Source organism: Serratia sarumanii, assembly GCF_029962605.1.
GTDB lineage: Bacteria > Pseudomonadota > Gammaproteobacteria > Enterobacterales > Enterobacteriaceae > Serratia > Serratia sarumanii.
Genome location: NZ_CP124750.1, coordinates 2,262,464 through 2,279,002 on the forward strand (window position 1 = coordinate 2,262,464; position 16,539 = coordinate 2,279,002).

Consider the following 16,539-nt stretch of genomic DNA (forward strand, 5'->3'; position numbering starts at 1 on the left):
ATAAAACGTGCTGCAACCGCCCTTAACGTTCGGTAAAGGTGCCTTTGACCCGCTGCGAGCGCTTGATGTAAGGCACCAGCAGCGCCGCCATCAGCAGCGGCCAGCCGAGGCTGCGCACTGCCACTTCATCCGGCACCGGCGCGAAGGCGAAGGCTTTCACCGCCAGGAGCACCGTGATCAGCAGCCACAGCAAGAACAGCTTGGGGAAGCGCTGCGAGCGCTGGCAAAACAGCCACAGCAGCCACAGGGTGAAGCACCACATCAAGAGCGTGGTCAGCACCGAAAAGTACCATTGCAGGGTAAACGCCTGGGCGTTGGTCAGCAGATAGTCGCGCGATTCGGGCATAAAGATCGCCATGGCGTACAGGAGCAGCATCAGGCTGGCGCTGAGCAGGGTGACGATCAGATAGGCCATCGGGGCCAGCAACCAACCGCCGATACGAGAGTATTCAGCTTGAGACATAAAGGCTTCCTGATTGAAACGGGGATCACAGGCGGCATAGCTTAGCGGGTAATACCGGCTTCGTCATCTCAATCAACCGGATAGCTCGACATCGCGGCGGGTGGCAGCACGTTTGGCTACTCGACGCCGTATTAAGCCCGCTTCAAATTAACATCTCATTTACTTCTTGTTCCATCCGGCCGCATGGTGTCAAATCGAAAGGTCTGTCGTGAGCCTGCAAGAGGAAATCCCATGGCTGAGAAAATTCGTGTCGGGCTGGTCGGTTACGGCTACGCCGGCAAAACCTTTCATGCGCCGCTGATCGCCGGTACGCCGGGGCTGGAGCTGGCTACCGTCTCCAGCAGCGATGCCGGCAAAGTGCACGCCGACTGGCCGTCGATGGCGGTGGTGGGCGATGCGCAGGCGCTGTTCGCCGATCCCACCCTCGATCTGATCGTGATTCCCACTCCCAACGACACCCACTTCCCGCTGGCGCAGCAGGCGCTGGCCGCCGGCAAGCACGTGGTGGTGGATAAACCGTTTACCGTGACATTGTCACAAGCGCAGGCGCTGCAACAGCAGGCGCAGCAGAGCGGTTTGCTGCTGTCGGTATTTCACAACCGCCGCTGGGACAGCGACTTCCTTACCTTGAAAGCGCTGCTGAATGAGGGCGCGCTGGGCGAGGTGGTGTATTTCGAGTCGCATTTCGATCGCTACCGGCCGCAGGTGCGCCAGCGCTGGCGTGAACAGGGCGGCGTCGGCAGCGGTATCTGGTACGATTTGGCGCCGCACTTGCTCGATCAGGCGCTGCAACTCTTCGGCAAGCCCGAGCGGCTGTTCGTCGATCTGGGGGAATTGCGGCCGGGGGCGCAGGCGGTGGACTATTTCCACGCCTTGCTGAGCTATGGCAATCGCCGCGTGGTGCTGCACGCCAGCATGCTGGCGGCGGCGGAGAGCCCGCGTTACGTGGTGCACGGCACCCGCGGCAGCTATATCAAATACGGCCTGGACCTGCAGGAAGACCGGCTGAAGGCCGGTGAGCGCCTGCCGCAGGCCGATTGGGGCTATGACATGCGCGACGGCGTGGTGACGCTGTCACGTGGCGATCTGCTGGCGGAGCAGCCGCTGCTCAACATTCCCGGCAACTACCCGGCCTATTACGCCGCGGTGCGCGACGCGATCGCCGGCATCGGCGAAAACCCGGTGCCGGCCGCCGACGCCATCACGGTGATGGCATTGATCGAACTGGGGCTGGAATCGGCCCGGCTGCAGCAGGCGCTGCCGGTGGTCTGAGCCCGTCCATTTCTCTGTGGCCCGGCGCAACGTCGGGCCTTTTTACGACTTTACGTGCAAGGAAATCCGTTTCATGTCCTGGTTGCAGCGTTTGCGCATTGATAAATTTTTGCTGGTTCTGATTTTGGTGGTGATCGTCGCCTCGCTGTTCCCTTGCGAAGGCATCTGGAAAACCTTCTTTGAACACCTGACCACCGCCGCCATCGCGCTGCTGTTCTTTATGCACGGCGCCAAGCTGTCGCGCGAGGCGATCGTCGCCGGCATGAGCCACTGGAAGCTGCATCTGCTGGTGTTCCTCAGCACCTTTGCGCTGTTCCCGCTGCTTGGGCTGGCGATGAATCTGCTGGTGCCGGGCATCATGACGCCGACGGTCTATCTCGGCTTCCTCTATCTGTGCGCGCTGCCGGCCACGGTGCAATCGGCCATCGCCTTTACCTCGGCGGCGGGCGGCAACGTGGCGGCGGCGATCTGCAGCGCCTCGGCGTCGAGCATTCTCGGCGTGTTCCTGTCGCCGCTGCTGGTGGGGGCGTTGATGCATACCCAGGGCGGCAATACCGACGTGCTGCACGCCATCGGTTCAATCATTCTGCAGCTGATGGTGCCGTTCGTGGTTGGCCATCTGGCGCGGCCGCTGATCGGCAAGTGGGTCGATCGCCATCGTAAGCTGATCAACCTGACCGACCGCTCGTCGATCCTGCTGGTGGTGTATACCGCGTTCAGCGCGGCGGTGGTGGAAGGGATTTGGCATCGCATCGACGGCTGGTCGCTGCTGACCATCCTGGTTATGTCGTTGGTGCTGCTGACGGTGGTGTTGGTGATCAACACCTATGCGGCGCGTTGGCTGGGCTTCAACACCGCCGATGAAATCACCATCGTCTTCTGCGGCTCGAAAAAGAGCCTGGCGAACGGCATCCCGATGGCCAACGTGCTGTTCCCGGCCGCGGCGGTGGGCGCCATGGTGCTGCCGCTGATGATTTTCCACCAGGTGCAGCTGATGGTGTGCGCGGTGCTGGCGCAGCGCTATGCGCGTAAAACCGCCAAACAACGGGCCGAGGCGGAAACGCTGGCGGCCAAATAGAACGCAGGCCGCTAACGGCAGCCCAGCGCGTCGAGCAGAAAGTCGGCGCGCTCGTCGGGTGAGGTGCGCGGCAGTTCCTGCAGCTGATAGCCATGTTGGCGATAGGCGGCCAGCATCGCTCGATAGGTCTGCTCGGCTTCGGCGAAAGATTGTTTTCTCTCGCTGTCCTGCGCGTAGATCGCTCGCCACGGTGGGGCGATGAACACCGTATCGGCATAGCGAAAAGCGCCGATCGCCGCGGTTAAGGGGGCGGGGATCGGCAACCCGCACAGCGTCAGGTAACCGGCGATATCCGGCAGGCCGCGATCGAAGAACCAGCATGTTGCGCCCGTCGCTTCCCGCCATGAGCGCAGTTCCCAATCCAGCATCCGCTCGGCGAAAGCCTGGCGATCGCCCCACGGCAGCGCATTGCCGCCAATACTCGCCTGATCCTGAATAATCGCCCGGCCCGCCTCCTGCGAATGCGGGTAGCCACGGCGATGAAGAACCTCGATGAGCGTGCTTTTGCCCGAACCCGGGCCGCCGGTCAGCACGATGCGGCGTAGTTTGTCAGACATAAGAAATTCCTCTCGTGCGGCAGAGTTATGGGTGAAAACAGCGATAAAGACGAGCAGGCGGAAGAAAACGGGGGATGAGAAGAAGGCGCCGTGTGGCGCCTTGGGGGAATTTAACCTTGCACTTTGGCGCGCAGCGCCTGTTTTTCCTGCTCGCTGAGGAAGGCCAGCTTCAGGCCGTTTTCCTGCGCGGTGCGGATTTCCTGCGGCGTCAGCCCGGCCTGCGGCGCGGCGACGCGGTATTCGTGCTCGATCTCGATGCCCTGAACCGCCGGATCGTCGGTGTTGATCGATGCCAGCACGCCGTGGCGCAGGAAGGTGGCCAGCGGATGCTGTGCCAGCGAAGGCACGGTGCTGGTCTGGATGTTGGAGGTCAGGCAGGACTCGATGCCGATGCCGTGTTCCGCCAGGAAGTCCATCAGCGCCGGATCTTCGACCGCTTTCACCCCGTGACCGATACGCTCGGCGCCCAGCTCGCGGATCGCCTGCCAGATACTTTCCGGGCCGGCGGCTTCGCCCGCATGCACGGTGATGCGCAGGCCGGCGTCGCGCGCGCGGTTGAAGTGGTTGAGGAACAGGCTGCCGGGGAAGCCCAGCTCATCGCCCGCCAAATCCAGCGCGGTAATGCCGTCGCGGTGCGCCAGCAACCCTTCCAATTCCTGCAGACAGGCGGCCTCGCCAAAGGTGCGGCTCATGATGCCGATCAGGCGAATGTCGATGTCGCGATCGCGGCAGCCCGAACGGATCCCGTCGATCACCGCTTCCACCACGCCGGCGACCGGCAGCTGGTGCTTCATCGCCATGTAGTAAGGGGAGAAACGCAGCTCGGCGTAGTGCAGGCCGGCGTTGGCGGCGTCTTCGACGTTTTCGTAGGCCACACGGCGGCAGGCGTCCAGATCGCCCAGCACCGCCACGCCCCAGTCCAGTTTCTGCAGGAAGCTGACCAGATCCGGTTCGGCGTGGGTGATCTGCACGTGCGGGCGCAGGCTCTCCAAATCGTTGGCCGGCAGGGCGAGATTGAATTGGCGACCGAGGTCGAGAATGGTCTGCGCGCGGATGTTGCCGTCAAGATGGCGGTGAATGTCGGTAAGCGGTAGGCGGGGATCGATCATGCTGGGCACTCGCTAATTTATCGTAGGTAAAGTGCAGAACAGTATAAAAACAAATGAATGAAACTTGCCATCTCGTTGCATAAAAAAGTGACTTGAATCACAAATAATGCGAGGTGTATCGCATTTTCGTGGTGAATCAGGCTTTCAACACGCTGACGCCCGCCTGCTGCAACGGCGCGATCAATGCGTCGTCGGTGGCGCGTTCAACGATGATGGTATGCGCCAGCGTAATGTCACCGATCGCATACTGCGAGGCGGCGTTAAGCTTGGCGGCGGAGGCCAGCACCACGGTTTCCGCCGCGCGGGCCGCCAGCGCCCGCTTGATGTAGGCCTCTTCCAGATCGCCGGTGCTCAGCCCCGCGGTGGGGTGCACGCCGGTTACGCCCATAAAATAGATATCGGCGCGAATATGCGACATCGCTTCCACCGCGGCGGCGCCAACGCTGACGATCGAATGCTTGTACAGCCGGCCGCCGATCAGGATCACCTCCACCGTGGGGTGATCGACCAAGCCCACGGCGACGCTGGGGCTGTGGGTGACGATAGTGGCGTTCAGATAGGGCGGCAGCTGCCGGACCAGTTCTGCAGAGGTGGTGCCACCATCGATAATCACTACCTGGCCAGGGGCGATCATCGCCGCCGCCGCTTTGGCGATCGCGCGTTTGGCGCCGGATTCCAACTGATTGCGCTCGGCGAAGCTGGCAATGGCAGAGGAAACCGGCAGGGCGCCGCCATGTACCCGTTGCAGCAACCCCTCGGCGTCCAGTTCGCGCAGATCGCGCCGGACAGTGTCTTCCGACAACCCAAACATTTCGCTGAGCTGCTTGGCCAACACCTGGCCGTCCTGGGCCAGTTTTTCCAGGATGATCTTCTTGCGCTGGCTGGTCAACATGGCCATTTTCCTCTCAAAATTGCTTTGCACGAAATACCTTGATCATACACGAAACTGCACGATAGTATCAATTTCCTTCCTCTGGCGGAGTAAACCGATGATAGCCACCAAAGACAGGGTTCGCATTGTCGAAACCCGGGTGTTGTCCGATGACTGGTACCTGCTGAAAAAAACCACCTTTGATTTTCTGCGGCGCGACGGCGTTTGGCAGCGACAGAGCCGTGAGACCTATGATCGCGGCGACGGCGCGGTGATTTTGCTGTTCAACCGGCAGGCGCAAACGGTGGTCCTGACACGCCAGTTCCGCTTTCCGGTCTTCGTCAACGGCCATGACGGCATGTTGATTGAGGCCGCCGCCGGGTTGCTGGACAACGCATCGCCGGAGGCGCGTATCCGCGCCGAAGCGGAAGAGGAAACCGGCTATTTCGTGCAGAACGTGGAGAAGGTGTTCGAAGCCTACATGAGCCCCGGCTCGGTCACCGAGAAGCTGCACTTTTTCGTCGGCGAATATCAGGCGAGCGATCGCCTCAACGAGGGCGGCGGGGTGGTGGCGGAGGGGGAAGATCTGGAGGTGCTCGAGCTGCCGCTGGCGCAGGCCCTGCAGGCGGTTCGCCAGGGCACGATCGTTGACGCCAAAACCATCATGCTGCTGCAGTTTGTCGCCTTGAATCGGACGTTGGAGGAAGAACGATGAAAGCACAACAAATCTTGATCGCCGGCCCCTACCGCAGCGGCACCGATGGCGATCCGCAGCGTATCGCCGCCAATCTGGCGCGCCTGGAACAGGCGGCGCTGGCGGTTTACCAGCGGGGGCACGTGCCGGTGATCGGCGAATGGCTGGCGCTGCCTTTGGCGGCGGCGGCGGGTTCCACTCAGGTTGGCGATGCGGTGAGCGAGGCGTTTCTTTACCCGGTGGCTCACCGACTGATTGCGCAGTGTCAGGCGGTGTATCGCATCGAAGGGGCGTCTGCGGGGGCCGATAACGACGTGCGGTTGGCCAACGAGTGGGGTCTGACGGTCTATCGCCGCCTGGAGGAGATCCCGCCTGTTCAGGGGTAACGAAGGGGCGGGCAGAGGCTCGCCCCCTCGCGCTATTGGTCGCTCAGCACCAACCGCAATCCGGCGATCAGCTTGTCCATGCCGGCCTCCAGCTTGCTGCGCGGGCAGCCGACGTTGAGGCGCAGGAACCCGCGGCCTTCCTCGCCGTAGGTAAAGCCTGGCATGATCGCCACCTTTTCGCGCTCGATCAGCACCTGCTGCAGCGCCCGATCGTCTACGGCCAGCGGCCGCAGATCGATCCAGGCCAGGTAGGTGGCCTGCGGCGGACGCCAGCCCAGCGCGGGAAAAGCCTGCTCCAGCCGCTCGGCGACGTAGGTCAGATTATCCTGCAGGTAGTCGCGCAGGGCGTCCAGCCAGGGTTCGCCGTGGCGATAGGCGGCCACGTGCGCCGCCACCGCCAGCACCGCCGGCGAAGAGAGGCCGTCGCGGGCTTTTAGCTGCTGGAAATAGGCTTCGCGGCTGGCATCGTCGCTGATGAAGCCGTAGGCGCCGGTCAGCGCCGGGATATTGAAACTCTTGGAGCCGGAGGTCAGCAGGGCCCAGCCGCCGGTCGCCACCTGGCTCCACGGCGTATGGCGGTGTTCCCCCCAGACCATGTCCATGTGGATCTCATCGCTGATGACGCGCACGTCGTGGCGCTCGCACAGTTCGGCCATCTGCTGCAGCTCGTCGCGGCGCCACACTTTGCCGGTGGGGTTATGCGGGCTGCACAGCAGCAGGATCTTGGTCTGCGGCCGCGCCAGCAACGCCTCAAGGTGAGCCATATCGCAGCGCCAGTCGTCGCCGGCTTTTTGCAGCGGGCAGGCCAACAGCTGGCGCTGGTTGGCGAGGATCACCTTGTAGAAGGCGTCGTAGGCCGGAGTATGGGTCACCACGTAATCGCCCGGCACCGACCATTGGCGGATCAGTTGCGCCGCCATGTAGATAACGGAAGGGCCGTACACCGCCGTCGCGGTGTCGATGGCGGCGTTGAAACGTTGCTGATACCAGTGGCGCAGCGCGCCGAGAAAATCCTCGTGCTGCCAGCGGCTGTAGCCCAGCACGCCGTGCTGCAGGCGCTGCTGTAATGCGTCGAGAATGCACGGCGCGGTGGCGAAATCCATATCGGAGATGGTGAACGGCAGCAGGTCGTCGCTGCCGAAACGATCGGCGATATAGTCCCACTGGGTGCACCAGGTGCCGTGGCGGTCGATCGGGGTGGAGAAATCAAACATGGGTGGCTCCCTGCAGCGCCGCGGCAGGTTGCGCCGTGGCTATCAGTGAGTCTAATTCATCCTTCACCGATTGCACCTGCGGGCCGATCACCACCTGCAGATTATGGTCGTTGAGATGCACCACGCCGATGGCGCGGTTGGCCTTCAGCGCCGCGTCGTCCACCCGGCTCATGTCGTTGACCGACAGGCGCAGGCGGGTGATGCAGTTGTCCAGCGTGATAATGTTGTCCGGACCGCCGAGCGCCGCCAAAATCGCCGGCACGTTGTAGCCGGATTTGCCCACCGCGCCGGCCGGCGCGCTTTGGCTAACGGCGCCGTCGCTCTCGCGGCCCGGCGTTTTGATGTTAAAGCGCTGGATGGCGAAGCGGAAAATGGCGTAATAGCCGACGAACCAGACGGCGGCCACCACCGGCACCAGATACCACTTGGTGGCGGTGCCGTGCAGAATGCCGAACACCACGAAGTCGATGATATTGCCGTCGGTATTGCCGATGGTCACGCCCAACAGCGCCATCACGGTAAAGCCCAACCCGGTGAGCAGCGCGTGGATCAGGTAGAGGAACGGAGCGACGAACAGGAACAGGAACTCGATCGGCTCGGTGGTGCCGCCGACCACGCAGGCCACCACGCCGGAAATCAGCAGCCCTTTGATTTTATGACGGTTCTCCGGTTTGGCGCAGTGATACATCGCCAGCGCCGCGCCCGGCAGCCCGCCGAGGAACGCCGGCATTTTACCCTGCGACAGGAAGCGAGTGGCGCTTTCGGCGAAGCCGGTGGTGGTTGGGCAGGAAAGCTGCGCCTGGAAGATGGTCAGGGCGCCGCTGACGCTGTGGCCGCACACTTCCATGGTGCCGCCCGCCTCGGTAAAGCGGATCAGCGCCACCAGAATGTGCTGCAGGCCGAACGGCAGCAGCAGGCGTTCGCCGGTGCCGAACAGCATCGGGCCAAAGGCGCCGGCGCTGTTGATCACCCAACCCAGCCCGGTGATGCCGGCGGCGAACCACGGCCAGATCAGCGGGATCACCAGGCCGCACAGGCCCAGCACCACGGTGGTGACGATCGGCACGAAGCGCGTGCCGCCGAAGAACGCCAGCGCGTCCGGCAGGCGGATGGTGTGGAAGCGTTCATGCAGGCGATAGACGATGATGCCGACGATCACCGCGCCGAGGATGCCGGTATCGATCGACTGAATGCCGAGGATGTTCTGGATATTGTTGGCTTTCAGTACCAGCGGATCGCTGGTGGGCAGCACGCCGGCGGCGGTCAGGTAGAAATTGGTGCCCAGATTCAGCACGGCGAAGCCGACGAAGCCGGAGAAGGCGGCGACGCCCTTGTTCTCGCGCGCCATGCCCAGCGGAATGGCGATGGCGAACATCACCGGCAGGAAGCTGAAGGCGAAGGAGCCTACCTTGCTCATCCAGGTAAAGATCAGCTGGAAGATCGGGTGGCCGATAAACGGCATCAGGGTGATCACGTCGCGGCTGCTCAGCGAGCTGCCGATCCCCAGCATGATGCCGCAGAAAGAGAGCAAGGCGACGGGCAACATGAAGGTTTTGCCCAGGCTCTGGAAGAACTCCCAGAGGGTGATTTTGGGTTTGTTGGCTGCTGACATAACCGACTTCTCCTGGCGAAAAGACGAGCAAAAAGAGGACTGCAGATTAGGTAAAAAGAAGATAAAACGTTTTACCTAGAAAAAATGCGCCGCCAATCACAAATCTGCCGCCCGGTTTTTGACGACAATGCGGTAGGCAGTAAAACGTTTTACTGAGATAACGGATTCGGTATACCCTTGATCATTACGGCGCGGGTTGCCCAGGAACGGGTTCGCAGAGACTATGAGCATCAAAAAGATCACCATCACCGATGTGGCGCAACAGGCGGGCGTGTCGGTCACCACGGTTTCCCTGGTGTTGAGCGGCAAGGGGCGCATTTCGCCGACCACCGTCGAGAAGGTCAATCAGGCGATAGAGCAGCTGGGCTATGTGCGCAATCGCCAGGCGGCGACGCTGCGCGGCGGGGAGTCCGGGGTGATCGGCCTTATTCTGCGCGACATCTGCGAACCCTTCTATGCCGAAATGACCGCCGGGCTGAGCGAAGCGCTGGAGGCGCACGACAAGCTGCTGTTTTTGACGCAGAGCGGGCGCGACGGCCAGGGCTTGCAGCGGGCGTTTGACGCGCTGCTGGCGCAGGGCGTCGACGGCATCGTGCTGGCGGGCGGCATTCGCGCGGCGGCGGGCCTGAAGGAGAAGGCGGCCGAGCAGGGCGTACCGCTGGTCTGCGTGGCGCGCTCCAGCGGTCTCGACGGCGTGGACGTGGTGCGGCCGGACAACATGCAGGCCGCCAAGCTGGCCACCGAATTTTTGATCAAGCGGGGCCACAGCCAAATCGCCTACCTCGGCGGGCAGAGCGACTCGTTGACGCGCGCCGAGCGGCTGGGCGGCTTTTGCGCCACGCTGGTGCAGTATGGCCTGCCGTTTCGCAGCGAATGGATCGTCGAGTGCGATTGCCGGCAGCGCCAGGCGGCGGAAGCGGCGGAGCAACTGCTGCGCCATTACCCGAATATTACCGCCATCGTCTGCCACAAGGCGTCGGTGGCGCTCGGCGCCTATTTTGGCCTGGCGCGCAGCGGCCGCAGCATCGGTTCGGACGGGGTCGACGCCTACTACGGGCGGCAGGTGGCGCTGATCGGCTTCGGCGACGTCCCGGAGGCCGAACTGACCGAGCCGCCGCTGACCTTCGTCTCCAGCTCGGCGCGGGAAGTGGGGCGCAGCGCCGCCGCGCGCCTGCTGCAGCGCATCGGTGACGCCGACCTGCCGGCGCAGAACGTCATTCTGCCGCCGACGCTGATCCGGCGCGGTTCCGCCTAGCCCTGTTGCTGTTCCTCCTCCGCCTCCCGGCGGATCCAGCCGATAAAGGTTTTCATCGCCGGCGTCAGATCTCGCGATTTCAAATGGGTCAGCCAATAAGCGCCGAGTGCGGCCTCGGCGGCAAACGGCCGCTGCAGCGCGCCGGCGGCCAGTTCGCGGCGGAACATGCTGACCGGCGCCAGCGCCACGCCATCGCACTGGATCGCGCCTTCCACCATCAGCCTTGACGAGTCGAACACCGGGCCGTTGATCCGCCACGGCGTCACCTGTGCCGCCGCGAACCAGCGTTCCCACTCGTCCTTGCGGTAGGTGCGCATCAGCTGCTCGTGCTGCAGATCCTGCGGCGTGCGCAGGCGCGCGGCGACCGCCGGCGGGCAGAGCACCGTCAGCGGCGCGTCGAACAGCTTGATATTGCAGGTGGCGGGCCAGAGGCCTTCGCCGAAGCGGATGGCGAAATCCATGCCGTCGGCCGACAGATTGACCAGGTTGTTGTGGGTCAGCACCCGTAGATCGATAAACGGGTGCGCCGTGCGGAATGCCGCCAGCCGCGGCATCAGCCAGCCGACGGCGAAGGTGCCGACCACCGCCACCGTCAGCACCTCGTGGAAATGCCCGCCTTCGAACTGCTGCAGCACCGCCTCGATGCGGTCGAAGGCGTCGCTCAATACCGGCAGCAGCGCCTGGCCCTCTTCGGTCAGATCCAGCCCGCGCGGCAGGCGGCGGAACAGCTGAATGCCCAGCTGTTCTTCCAGCATGCGCACCTGCTGGCTGACGGCGGCCTGGGTGACACGCAGCTCCAGACCGGCGCGGGTGAAGTTCAGGTGGCGAGCGGAGGATTCGAACGCCCGCAGGGCGTTGAGGGGAAGTCGATTGCGCATTGTCGATAGCCATAAGTTTTTCTTTATGCTGGCTGAAATTATTATCGCTTGTCAACCCGGCGGCAAAATCCGATATTTGGCGCGGCTGCTGTGAGCGTCGCCGCAGCCGTAAAGGAATGACATCATCAATCAGGGAAAGCGCCGTGCATAACGCCAATAAAAACTTTTGGCCGCGGCTGATACCCTGCAACCTAAGAGCTTCTATCATGACGAAAATGAACCGCCTGGCGGCCGCGCTGATCGCCGCACTGATCTTGCCGACCGCGCAGGCCGCGCAGCAGCAGGATATCGACGCCGTTATTCAGCCGCTGATGAAAAAATATGGCGTACCGGGCATGGCGATCGCCGTGTCGGTCGACGGCAAACAGCAGATTTACCCGTATGGCGTCGCCTCGAAGCAGACCGGCAAACCGATCACCGAGGAGACGCTGTTCGAAGTGGGCTCGCTGAGCAAAACCTTTACCGCGACGCTGGCGGTCTATGCGCAGCAGCAGGGCAAGCTGTCGTTCAACGATCCGGCCAGCCGCTATCTGCCCGAGCTGCGCGGCAGCGCCTTCGACGGCGTCAGCCTGCTGAATCTGGCGACGCATACCTCCGGCCTGCCGCTGTTCGTGCCGGACGACGTCACTAACGACGCCCAGCTGATGGCCTACTACCGGGCCTGGCAGCCGAAACACCCGGCGGGCAGCTACCGTGTCTATTCCAACCTCGGCATCGGCATGCTGGGCATGATCGCCGCCAAGAGCCTCGACCAGCCGTTTATCCAGGCGATGGAACAGGGGATGCTGCCGGCGCTGGGCATGAGCCACACCTACGTTCAGGTGCCGGCGGCGCAGATGGCTAACTATGCGCAGGGTTACAGCAAGGACGATAAGCCGGTGCGGGTCAACCCCGGCCCGCTGGATGCCGAGTCTTACGGCATCAAGTCCAACGCTCGCGATCTGATTCGCTATCTGGACGCCAACCTGCAGCAGGTGAAGGTGGCGCAGCCGTGGCGCGACGCGCTGGCCGCGACGCACGTCGGGTATTACAAGGCGGGCGCGTTCACGCAGGATCTGATGTGGGAGAACTACCCGTATCCGGTGAAACTGTCGCGTTTGATTGAAGGCAACAACGCCGGGATGATCATGAACGGCACGCCGGCCACCGCCATCACGCCGCCGCAGCCGGAATTGCGCGCCGGCTGGTATAACAAAACCGGCTCCACCGGCGGCTTCTCCACCTACGCGGTATTTATCCCGGCGAAAAATATCGCCGTGGTGATGCTGGCCAACAAGTGGTTCCCGAACGACGATCGCGTCGAGGCGGCTTACCACATCGTCCAGGCGCTGGAGAAGCGCTGACGGCCAGGGGCGCCGACGAGGTGCCCCTACCAGCGATGCTGCCGTTCACGTTGCTCGCGCATGAAATCGATAAAGGCGCGCAGCTTGAGCGGCAGATGCCGGCCGGCGGGAAAGTAGATGAAAAACCCCGACGCTTCGCTGGCGTAATCCGGCAGCACTTCCACCAGTTGCCCCTGCGCCAGCTCCTGCAACACCGTGCCCTGAAAACGCTGTGCGATACCCAGGCCCGCCAACGCCGCATCCTTGAGCAGCCGATCTTCGTTAAAAATCAAACTGCCGCTGACGTCCAGCGCGCGTTCATCGTCGCCCAGGCTGAAATACCAGGGTTCCAGTTTGCCGCTGCCGGGGAAACGGTAGCGCAGGCAGTGGTGAACGGGCAGATCGTCCGGCGTGGCCGGTACGCCGCAGCGCGCCAGATAGTCGGGCGAGGCGACCAGCACCCGACGCTGACCGTTGTCGATCGGCACGGCGATCATGTCCTTTTGCAGCATGGCGTGCATGCGAATGCCGGCATCGAAACTGCCCAGCACCAGATCGGAAAAGCGGTCTTCGGTAAACAGCTCCAGCTGCACGTCGGGATAGCGCCGTTGAAATTCCGCCAGATGCGGCATTACCAGCAGCGAAGCGGCCAGCTGCGGCAGCGTAATGCGCAGCAGGCCCGCCGGCTGCGCGCCCAGAGCGCGCACGTCGTCCGCCGCCACGTCGATCTGGCTCATCGCCGGCGATACCTTCTGATAGAACAACCGGCCCTCGTCACTGAGGCGCACCGAGCGGCTGGTGCGATGAAATAACCGTACTCCCAGCTGATTCTCCAGCGCCTGAATGTTTTGCGACACCGCCGGCGGCGTGACGCCCAGCTGGCTGGCCGCGCGGGTAAAGTTGCCCAGGCGCGCGACGGCTTCGAAATAGGGCAACAGCTGCAGGAGTGAACTCATCTATCAATAACCTGTGCTTAATGATTCATTAAATTATGCCTTATTTTAATTTATGACGAAGGTTTTAGACTGATTTTACTTTCCATCAGAGAGATGAAAATCATGTCGGCAGAACAACGGGCGTTAACAGAACGGATCGCGGCGATCGATCAACAGGCGATGGCCGAAGGGCGCATCGTGGGTAGCGTAGTGCTGGTGGCGCGGCGGGGCGAGATTTGCTACGCCGGGGCGGCCGGCTATGCCGATCGCGAAGCGCGGCGGCCGATGCGGCGAGAAACGCAGTTTCGACTGTCGTCGGTCTCCAAACCCTATACCACGCTGGCGGCGCTGCGCCTGATTGAGCAGGGCAAGCTGAGCCTGGACGACGCGGTCAGCGACTGGCTGCCGTGGTTCACTCCGGCGTTGGCGGACGGCCGGCGCCCGGCGATCAAGATTCGTCATTTGCTGAGCCACACCGCCGGGCTGGACTATCGGCTGAACCAGCCGCCGGCGGGCGTTTATCATCAGCTGGGGATCCAGGACGGCGTGGAGCTGTCGACGCTGACGCTGGAGCAAAACCTGCGGCTGTTGGCACAGGCACCGTTGCTGTCGGCGCCGGGGGAGCGCTTCAATTATTCGCTGGCGATCGACGTGCTTGGCGCGGTGCTGGAACGGGTGACGGGCATGCCGCTGCAGCAGCTGTTTGTCGAATGGGTGGCGCGGCCGCTGGGGCTCGGCAATACCGCGTTTTATGCGGCGGACGCCGCGAACCTGGCGACGCCGTATTACAACACGCCGCAAGGGCCGCAGCGCATGCATGAAGGCCTGCGGCTGGCGCTGCCGGAGGAGATGGCGGGGGGCGAGGTACTGTTTTCACCCGCGCGGGCGCTTAACGCCGGGGCCTATCCTTCCGGCGGCGCGGGCATGGTCGGCGATGCCGACGATGTGCTGCGCCTGGTGGAGGCGTTGCGCAGCGGCGGGCAGGGCATGTTGCGGCCGGACACGGTGGCGTTGCTGCGCAGCCCGCACGTGGGGGCGCAGGCGCAAACGCAAGGGCCGGGCTGGGGATTCGGTTTCGGCGGGGCGCTGCTGGTGGACACAGATGCCGCGCAGACGCCGCAGCATGCCGGCACGCTGACCTGGGGCGGCGTTTACGGCCACAGCTGGTTCTTTGATCCACAGGCGCAGTTGAGCGTGGTGATACTGACCAACACCGCGTTTGAAGGCATGTGCGGCCGCTATCCGCAGCAGATCCGCGATGCGGTTTACGCCGCGGAAATGGGGTAAATAAAAAGGGCCCCGCAGGGGGCCCTTGATCAGGCTGTCAGGCGATTACTGCGCCGGTGCCGGAGCGGGTTCCGCTTCCTGCGCCGGTTCAGCGTCTTCCGCCGGGGCGCCCAGCATGGCGAACTGGCCGATGAACTCTTGCAGCGACATCTTGTTGCCGTTGAGGTCAACCTGGTTGTCGGCATAGTGGAACTTGCTCGCGATCACGCCGTCTTTCTGGGTGGTCAGCTTGAACATCTGGCCCATGGCCGCCAGGCCCTGCACTTGCTGCTGCGCCAGTTTCTGCGCGTCTTCCGCATTGTAACCCTGCAACAGCGCGGTTTTCGCGGTCACTTCGGTGGCCATCGCTTCCGGAATGGTCAGGTTGATATCCAGCTTTTTAACCGCCTGCGCGATCAGCTGATCCGGCGATTGCGCCGGGGAGGCGGCTTTGCTCGGATCGGTCAGCGCCAGATCCAGCGTGAAGGTGCTCTCGCCCTTGCTGTTTTTCCAGCTCAGCGGCGCGATGCTGAGGCTCGGGTTGCCTTTCAGCAGCAGCGGCAGGTTCTTTTGCAACAGCTCGGCGTTTTGCTGCTCATACACGGCCGGATCCAGGTTCTCGCCCTGTTGCAGCAGCGCCATGGTCTGGCGGTTGTAGCTGTCGGCGAAGTCTTTCAGCGCCTTGCCGTCGACGTTGTCGATTTTCAGCGCCAGCTTGCCGGCGCCGAAATCGTTGCCCTGCACCTTGAGCGCGTCCATGGTGTAGTCGATCTGGCCGCCGATGTTGCTGCTGCCTTGCTCGCCGAACTTGCTCACCAGGTTGAAACCGTCCAACGCCACGGTATCTTTACCGTCGATCGTCAGTTTGAACTGCTTCAGCGTCATCGTCTGATCGCCGAGCTTCACGCCGAACTTGCTCTCGTTGCTGTTGCCCTTCAGGTTGAAGCCCTGGAAGGTGATCTGCTCGTTTTGACCGAATTCGTTCGGGCTGGCGAACACGATATTGTCGCTATTGGCGTCCAGCACGAATTTTTTCAGATCGCTGGACACATCGGCGTTAATGGTGGCGCCGCTGAATTTCAGCGAAGACTTATCCTTCTGGTAGTCCAGCGGGATGATGTCGATGGCGGACGAGGTGTCCCCGCTGTAAGAGATGCGCGAATCGGCGGTAAACAGCGATTTGCCTTTGGTGGTGTCAAACAGGCCTTTCACCGCCGGGGTATTTTCCAGCTCGGTATGCACCGACGCCATGCTCGGCAGCAGATTGAATTTTTTCAGCTGGGCGAAGGGGAACGGGCCGTGATCGATGGTTTCCAGGAACGCCACTTCTTCGCCGGCTTTCAGCGCCGCGTCTTCACTGGTATCCGTGCCGTCGGAACGCAGCACATAACGCACTTTACTGCTGAACAGGCCGCGCTGGTAATTTTCATAGCTCAGCTTCACGCCGGCTTTCGGCAGGTAAGCTTTCAGCTGGCCGTTGGCGTTGTCGACGACTTCGCCCATGTGCTGCTCGATCAGTTTCCCGGTGTACCAGGATGCCCCGGTCCATGCTGCGCCAAGAACCACAATGACGCTGACAGCGACTAACGATTTTTTCATAGCTCTGTTTCATCCTTTTTTCTTATCA

The 16,539-nt window shown here is 62.7% G+C and carries 16 protein-coding genes; 7 read left to right on the top strand and 9 right to left on the bottom strand.

Annotated features, from left to right (window positions below; genetic code table 11):
- Positions 1-22: 22 nt before the first annotated feature.
- Entirely contained in the window at positions 23-463 is a 441-nt protein-coding gene (locus SSARUM_RS10860; protein ID WP_019455945.1) for a DUF2569 domain-containing protein, read from the bottom strand.
- 231 nt (positions 464-694) lie between these two features.
- Here SSARUM_RS10860 and SSARUM_RS10865 point away from each other — a divergent pair, with 231 nt between their 5' ends.
- Both SSARUM_RS10865 and SSARUM_RS10870 read left to right on the top strand, forming a co-directional pair.
- On the top strand, positions 695-1,735 hold the full coding sequence (locus tag SSARUM_RS10865) for an oxidoreductase (RefSeq protein ID WP_060429979.1): 1,041 nt from the start codon (positions 695-697) through the stop codon (positions 1,733-1,735).
- A 73-nt stretch (positions 1,736-1,808) separates the two neighbouring features.
- On the top strand, positions 1,809-2,813 hold the full coding sequence (locus tag SSARUM_RS10870) for a bile acid:sodium symporter family protein (protein ID WP_060429981.1): 1,005 nt from the start codon (positions 1,809-1,811) through the stop codon (positions 2,811-2,813).
- Between the two features lie 11 nt (positions 2,814-2,824).
- On the opposite strand, the gene SSARUM_RS10875 is transcribed toward SSARUM_RS10870, so the two are convergent.
- The 3 genes from SSARUM_RS10875 to SSARUM_RS10885 form a co-directional block, all read right to left on the bottom strand.
- Positions 2,825-3,370, bottom strand: coding sequence for an AAA family ATPase (locus SSARUM_RS10875; protein ID WP_060387709.1), 546 nt, complete (start codon positions 3,368-3,370; stop codon positions 2,825-2,827).
- A gap of 110 nt (positions 3,371-3,480) precedes the next feature.
- Positions 3,481-4,479: an adenosine deaminase gene (gene add / locus SSARUM_RS10880; RefSeq protein WP_033638417.1), complete on the bottom strand. Its 999-nt coding sequence runs from the start codon at positions 4,477-4,479 to the stop codon at positions 3,481-3,483.
- A gap of 136 nt (positions 4,480-4,615) precedes the next feature.
- Positions 4,616-5,371, bottom strand: coding sequence for a DeoR/GlpR family DNA-binding transcription regulator (locus tag SSARUM_RS10885; RefSeq protein ID WP_060429983.1), 756 nt, complete (start codon positions 5,369-5,371; stop codon positions 4,616-4,618).
- A gap of 97 nt (positions 5,372-5,468) precedes the next feature.
- On the opposite strand from SSARUM_RS10885, the gene SSARUM_RS10890 reads away from it, so the two are divergent.
- Together SSARUM_RS10890 and SSARUM_RS10895 are read left to right on the top strand one after the other, a co-directional pair.
- On the top strand, positions 5,469-6,065 hold the full coding sequence (locus SSARUM_RS10890) for an NUDIX domain-containing protein (protein ID WP_043147399.1): 597 nt from the start codon (positions 5,469-5,471) through the stop codon (positions 6,063-6,065).
- Complete coding sequence (locus SSARUM_RS10895; protein ID WP_033638420.1) at positions 6,062-6,430, top strand: hypothetical protein; 369 nt, start codon at positions 6,062-6,064, stop codon at positions 6,428-6,430. Before SSARUM_RS10890 ends, SSARUM_RS10895 begins: the two co-directional genes overlap by 4 nt.
- A 32-nt stretch (positions 6,431-6,462) precedes the next feature.
- On the opposite strand, the gene SSARUM_RS10900 is transcribed toward SSARUM_RS10895, so the two are convergent.
- Complete coding sequence (locus SSARUM_RS10900) at positions 6,463-7,644, bottom strand: MalY/PatB family protein (protein ID WP_060429985.1); 1,182 nt, start codon at positions 7,642-7,644, stop codon at positions 6,463-6,465.
- On the bottom strand, positions 7,637-9,256 hold the full coding sequence (gene malX, locus SSARUM_RS10905) for a maltose/glucose-specific PTS transporter subunit IIBC (protein ID WP_043147401.1): 1,620 nt from the start codon (positions 9,254-9,256) through the stop codon (positions 7,637-7,639). The genes SSARUM_RS10900 and malX overlap by 8 nt, the downstream gene beginning before the upstream one ends.
- A 223-nt stretch (positions 9,257-9,479) precedes the next feature.
- On the opposite strand from malX, the gene SSARUM_RS10910 reads away from it, so the two are divergent.
- A complete protein-coding gene (locus SSARUM_RS10910) occupies positions 9,480-10,511 on the top strand; it encodes a Mal regulon transcriptional regulator MalI (protein ID WP_033648213.1) in 1,032 nt (343 codons plus the stop codon).
- Here the strand turns inward: SSARUM_RS10910 and SSARUM_RS10915 are convergent.
- The gene (locus tag SSARUM_RS10915; RefSeq protein ID WP_039566322.1) at positions 10,508-11,389 is read right to left on the bottom strand and encodes a LysR family transcriptional regulator; all 882 of its coding nucleotides are present in this window, start codon (positions 11,387-11,389) and stop codon (positions 10,508-10,510) included. The genes SSARUM_RS10910 and SSARUM_RS10915 overlap by 4 nt on opposite strands.
- Positions 11,390-11,595: 206 nt before the next feature.
- On the opposite strand from SSARUM_RS10915, the gene SSARUM_RS10920 reads away from it, so the two are divergent.
- The gene (locus tag SSARUM_RS10920; protein ID WP_048321520.1) at positions 11,596-12,732 is read left to right on the top strand and encodes a cephalosporin-hydrolyzing class C beta-lactamase SRT-2; all 1,137 of its coding nucleotides are present in this window, start codon (positions 11,596-11,598) and stop codon (positions 12,730-12,732) included.
- Positions 12,733-12,758: 26 nt separating this feature from the next.
- Here the strand turns inward: SSARUM_RS10920 and SSARUM_RS10925 are convergent, their stop codons facing one another.
- Positions 12,759-13,667, bottom strand: coding sequence for a LysR family transcriptional regulator (locus tag SSARUM_RS10925; RefSeq protein ID WP_049234463.1), 909 nt, complete (start codon positions 13,665-13,667; stop codon positions 12,759-12,761).
- 102 nt (positions 13,668-13,769) lie between these two features.
- Here SSARUM_RS10925 and SSARUM_RS10930 point away from each other — a divergent pair, with 102 nt between their 5' ends.
- Positions 13,770-14,933 (top strand): serine hydrolase domain-containing protein, encoded by a 1,164-nt coding sequence (locus tag SSARUM_RS10930; protein ID WP_060426687.1) that lies wholly within the window; start codon positions 13,770-13,772, stop codon positions 14,931-14,933.
- A gap of 45 nt (positions 14,934-14,978) precedes the next feature.
- Here the strand turns inward: SSARUM_RS10930 and SSARUM_RS10935 are convergent, their stop codons facing one another.
- A complete protein-coding gene (locus SSARUM_RS10935; RefSeq protein WP_033638429.1) occupies positions 14,979-16,511 on the bottom strand; it encodes a YdgA family protein in 1,533 nt (510 codons plus the stop codon).
- Positions 16,512-16,539 lie beyond the last annotated feature (28 nt).

Bases quoted from the DNA above. Each gene is read 5' to 3' on its own strand.
- SSARUM_RS10860 (WP_019455945.1), bottom strand. From the start codon at position 463: ATGTCTCAAGCTGAATACTCTCGTATCGGCGGTTGGTTGCTGGCCCCG.
- SSARUM_RS10865 (WP_060429979.1), top strand. From the start codon at position 695: ATGGCTGAGAAAATTCGTGTCGGGCTGGTCGGTTACGGCTACGCCGGC.
- SSARUM_RS10870 (WP_060429981.1), top strand. From the start codon at position 1,809: ATGTCCTGGTTGCAGCGTTTGCGCATTGATAAATTTTTGCTGGTTCTG.
- SSARUM_RS10875 (WP_060387709.1), bottom strand. From the start codon at position 3,370: ATGTCTGACAAACTACGCCGCATCGTGCTGACCGGCGGCCCGGGTTCG.
- add (WP_033638417.1), bottom strand. From the start codon at position 4,479: ATGATCGATCCCCGCCTACCGCTTACCGACATTCACCGCCATCTTGAC.
- SSARUM_RS10885 (WP_060429983.1), bottom strand. From the start codon at position 5,371: ATGTTGACCAGCCAGCGCAAGAAGATCATCCTGGAAAAACTGGCCCAG.
- SSARUM_RS10890 (WP_043147399.1), top strand. From the start codon at position 5,469: ATGATAGCCACCAAAGACAGGGTTCGCATTGTCGAAACCCGGGTGTTG.
- SSARUM_RS10895 (WP_033638420.1), top strand. From the start codon at position 6,062: ATGAAAGCACAACAAATCTTGATCGCCGGCCCCTACCGCAGCGGCACC.
- SSARUM_RS10900 (WP_060429985.1), bottom strand. From the start codon at position 7,644: ATGTTTGATTTCTCCACCCCGATCGACCGCCACGGCACCTGGTGCACC.
- malX (WP_043147401.1), bottom strand. From the start codon at position 9,256: ATGTCAGCAGCCAACAAACCCAAAATCACCCTCTGGGAGTTCTTCCAG.
- SSARUM_RS10910 (WP_033648213.1), top strand. From the start codon at position 9,480: ATGAGCATCAAAAAGATCACCATCACCGATGTGGCGCAACAGGCGGGC.
- SSARUM_RS10915 (WP_039566322.1), bottom strand. From the start codon at position 11,389: ATGCGCAATCGACTTCCCCTCAACGCCCTGCGGGCGTTCGAATCCTCC.
- SSARUM_RS10920 (WP_048321520.1), top strand. From the start codon at position 11,596: ATGACGAAAATGAACCGCCTGGCGGCCGCGCTGATCGCCGCACTGATC.
- SSARUM_RS10925 (WP_049234463.1), bottom strand. From the start codon at position 13,667: ATGAGTTCACTCCTGCAGCTGTTGCCCTATTTCGAAGCCGTCGCGCGC.
- SSARUM_RS10930 (WP_060426687.1), top strand. From the start codon at position 13,770: ATGTCGGCAGAACAACGGGCGTTAACAGAACGGATCGCGGCGATCGAT.
- SSARUM_RS10935 (WP_033638429.1), bottom strand. From the start codon at position 16,511: ATGAAAAAATCGTTAGTCGCTGTCAGCGTCATTGTGGTTCTTGGCGCA.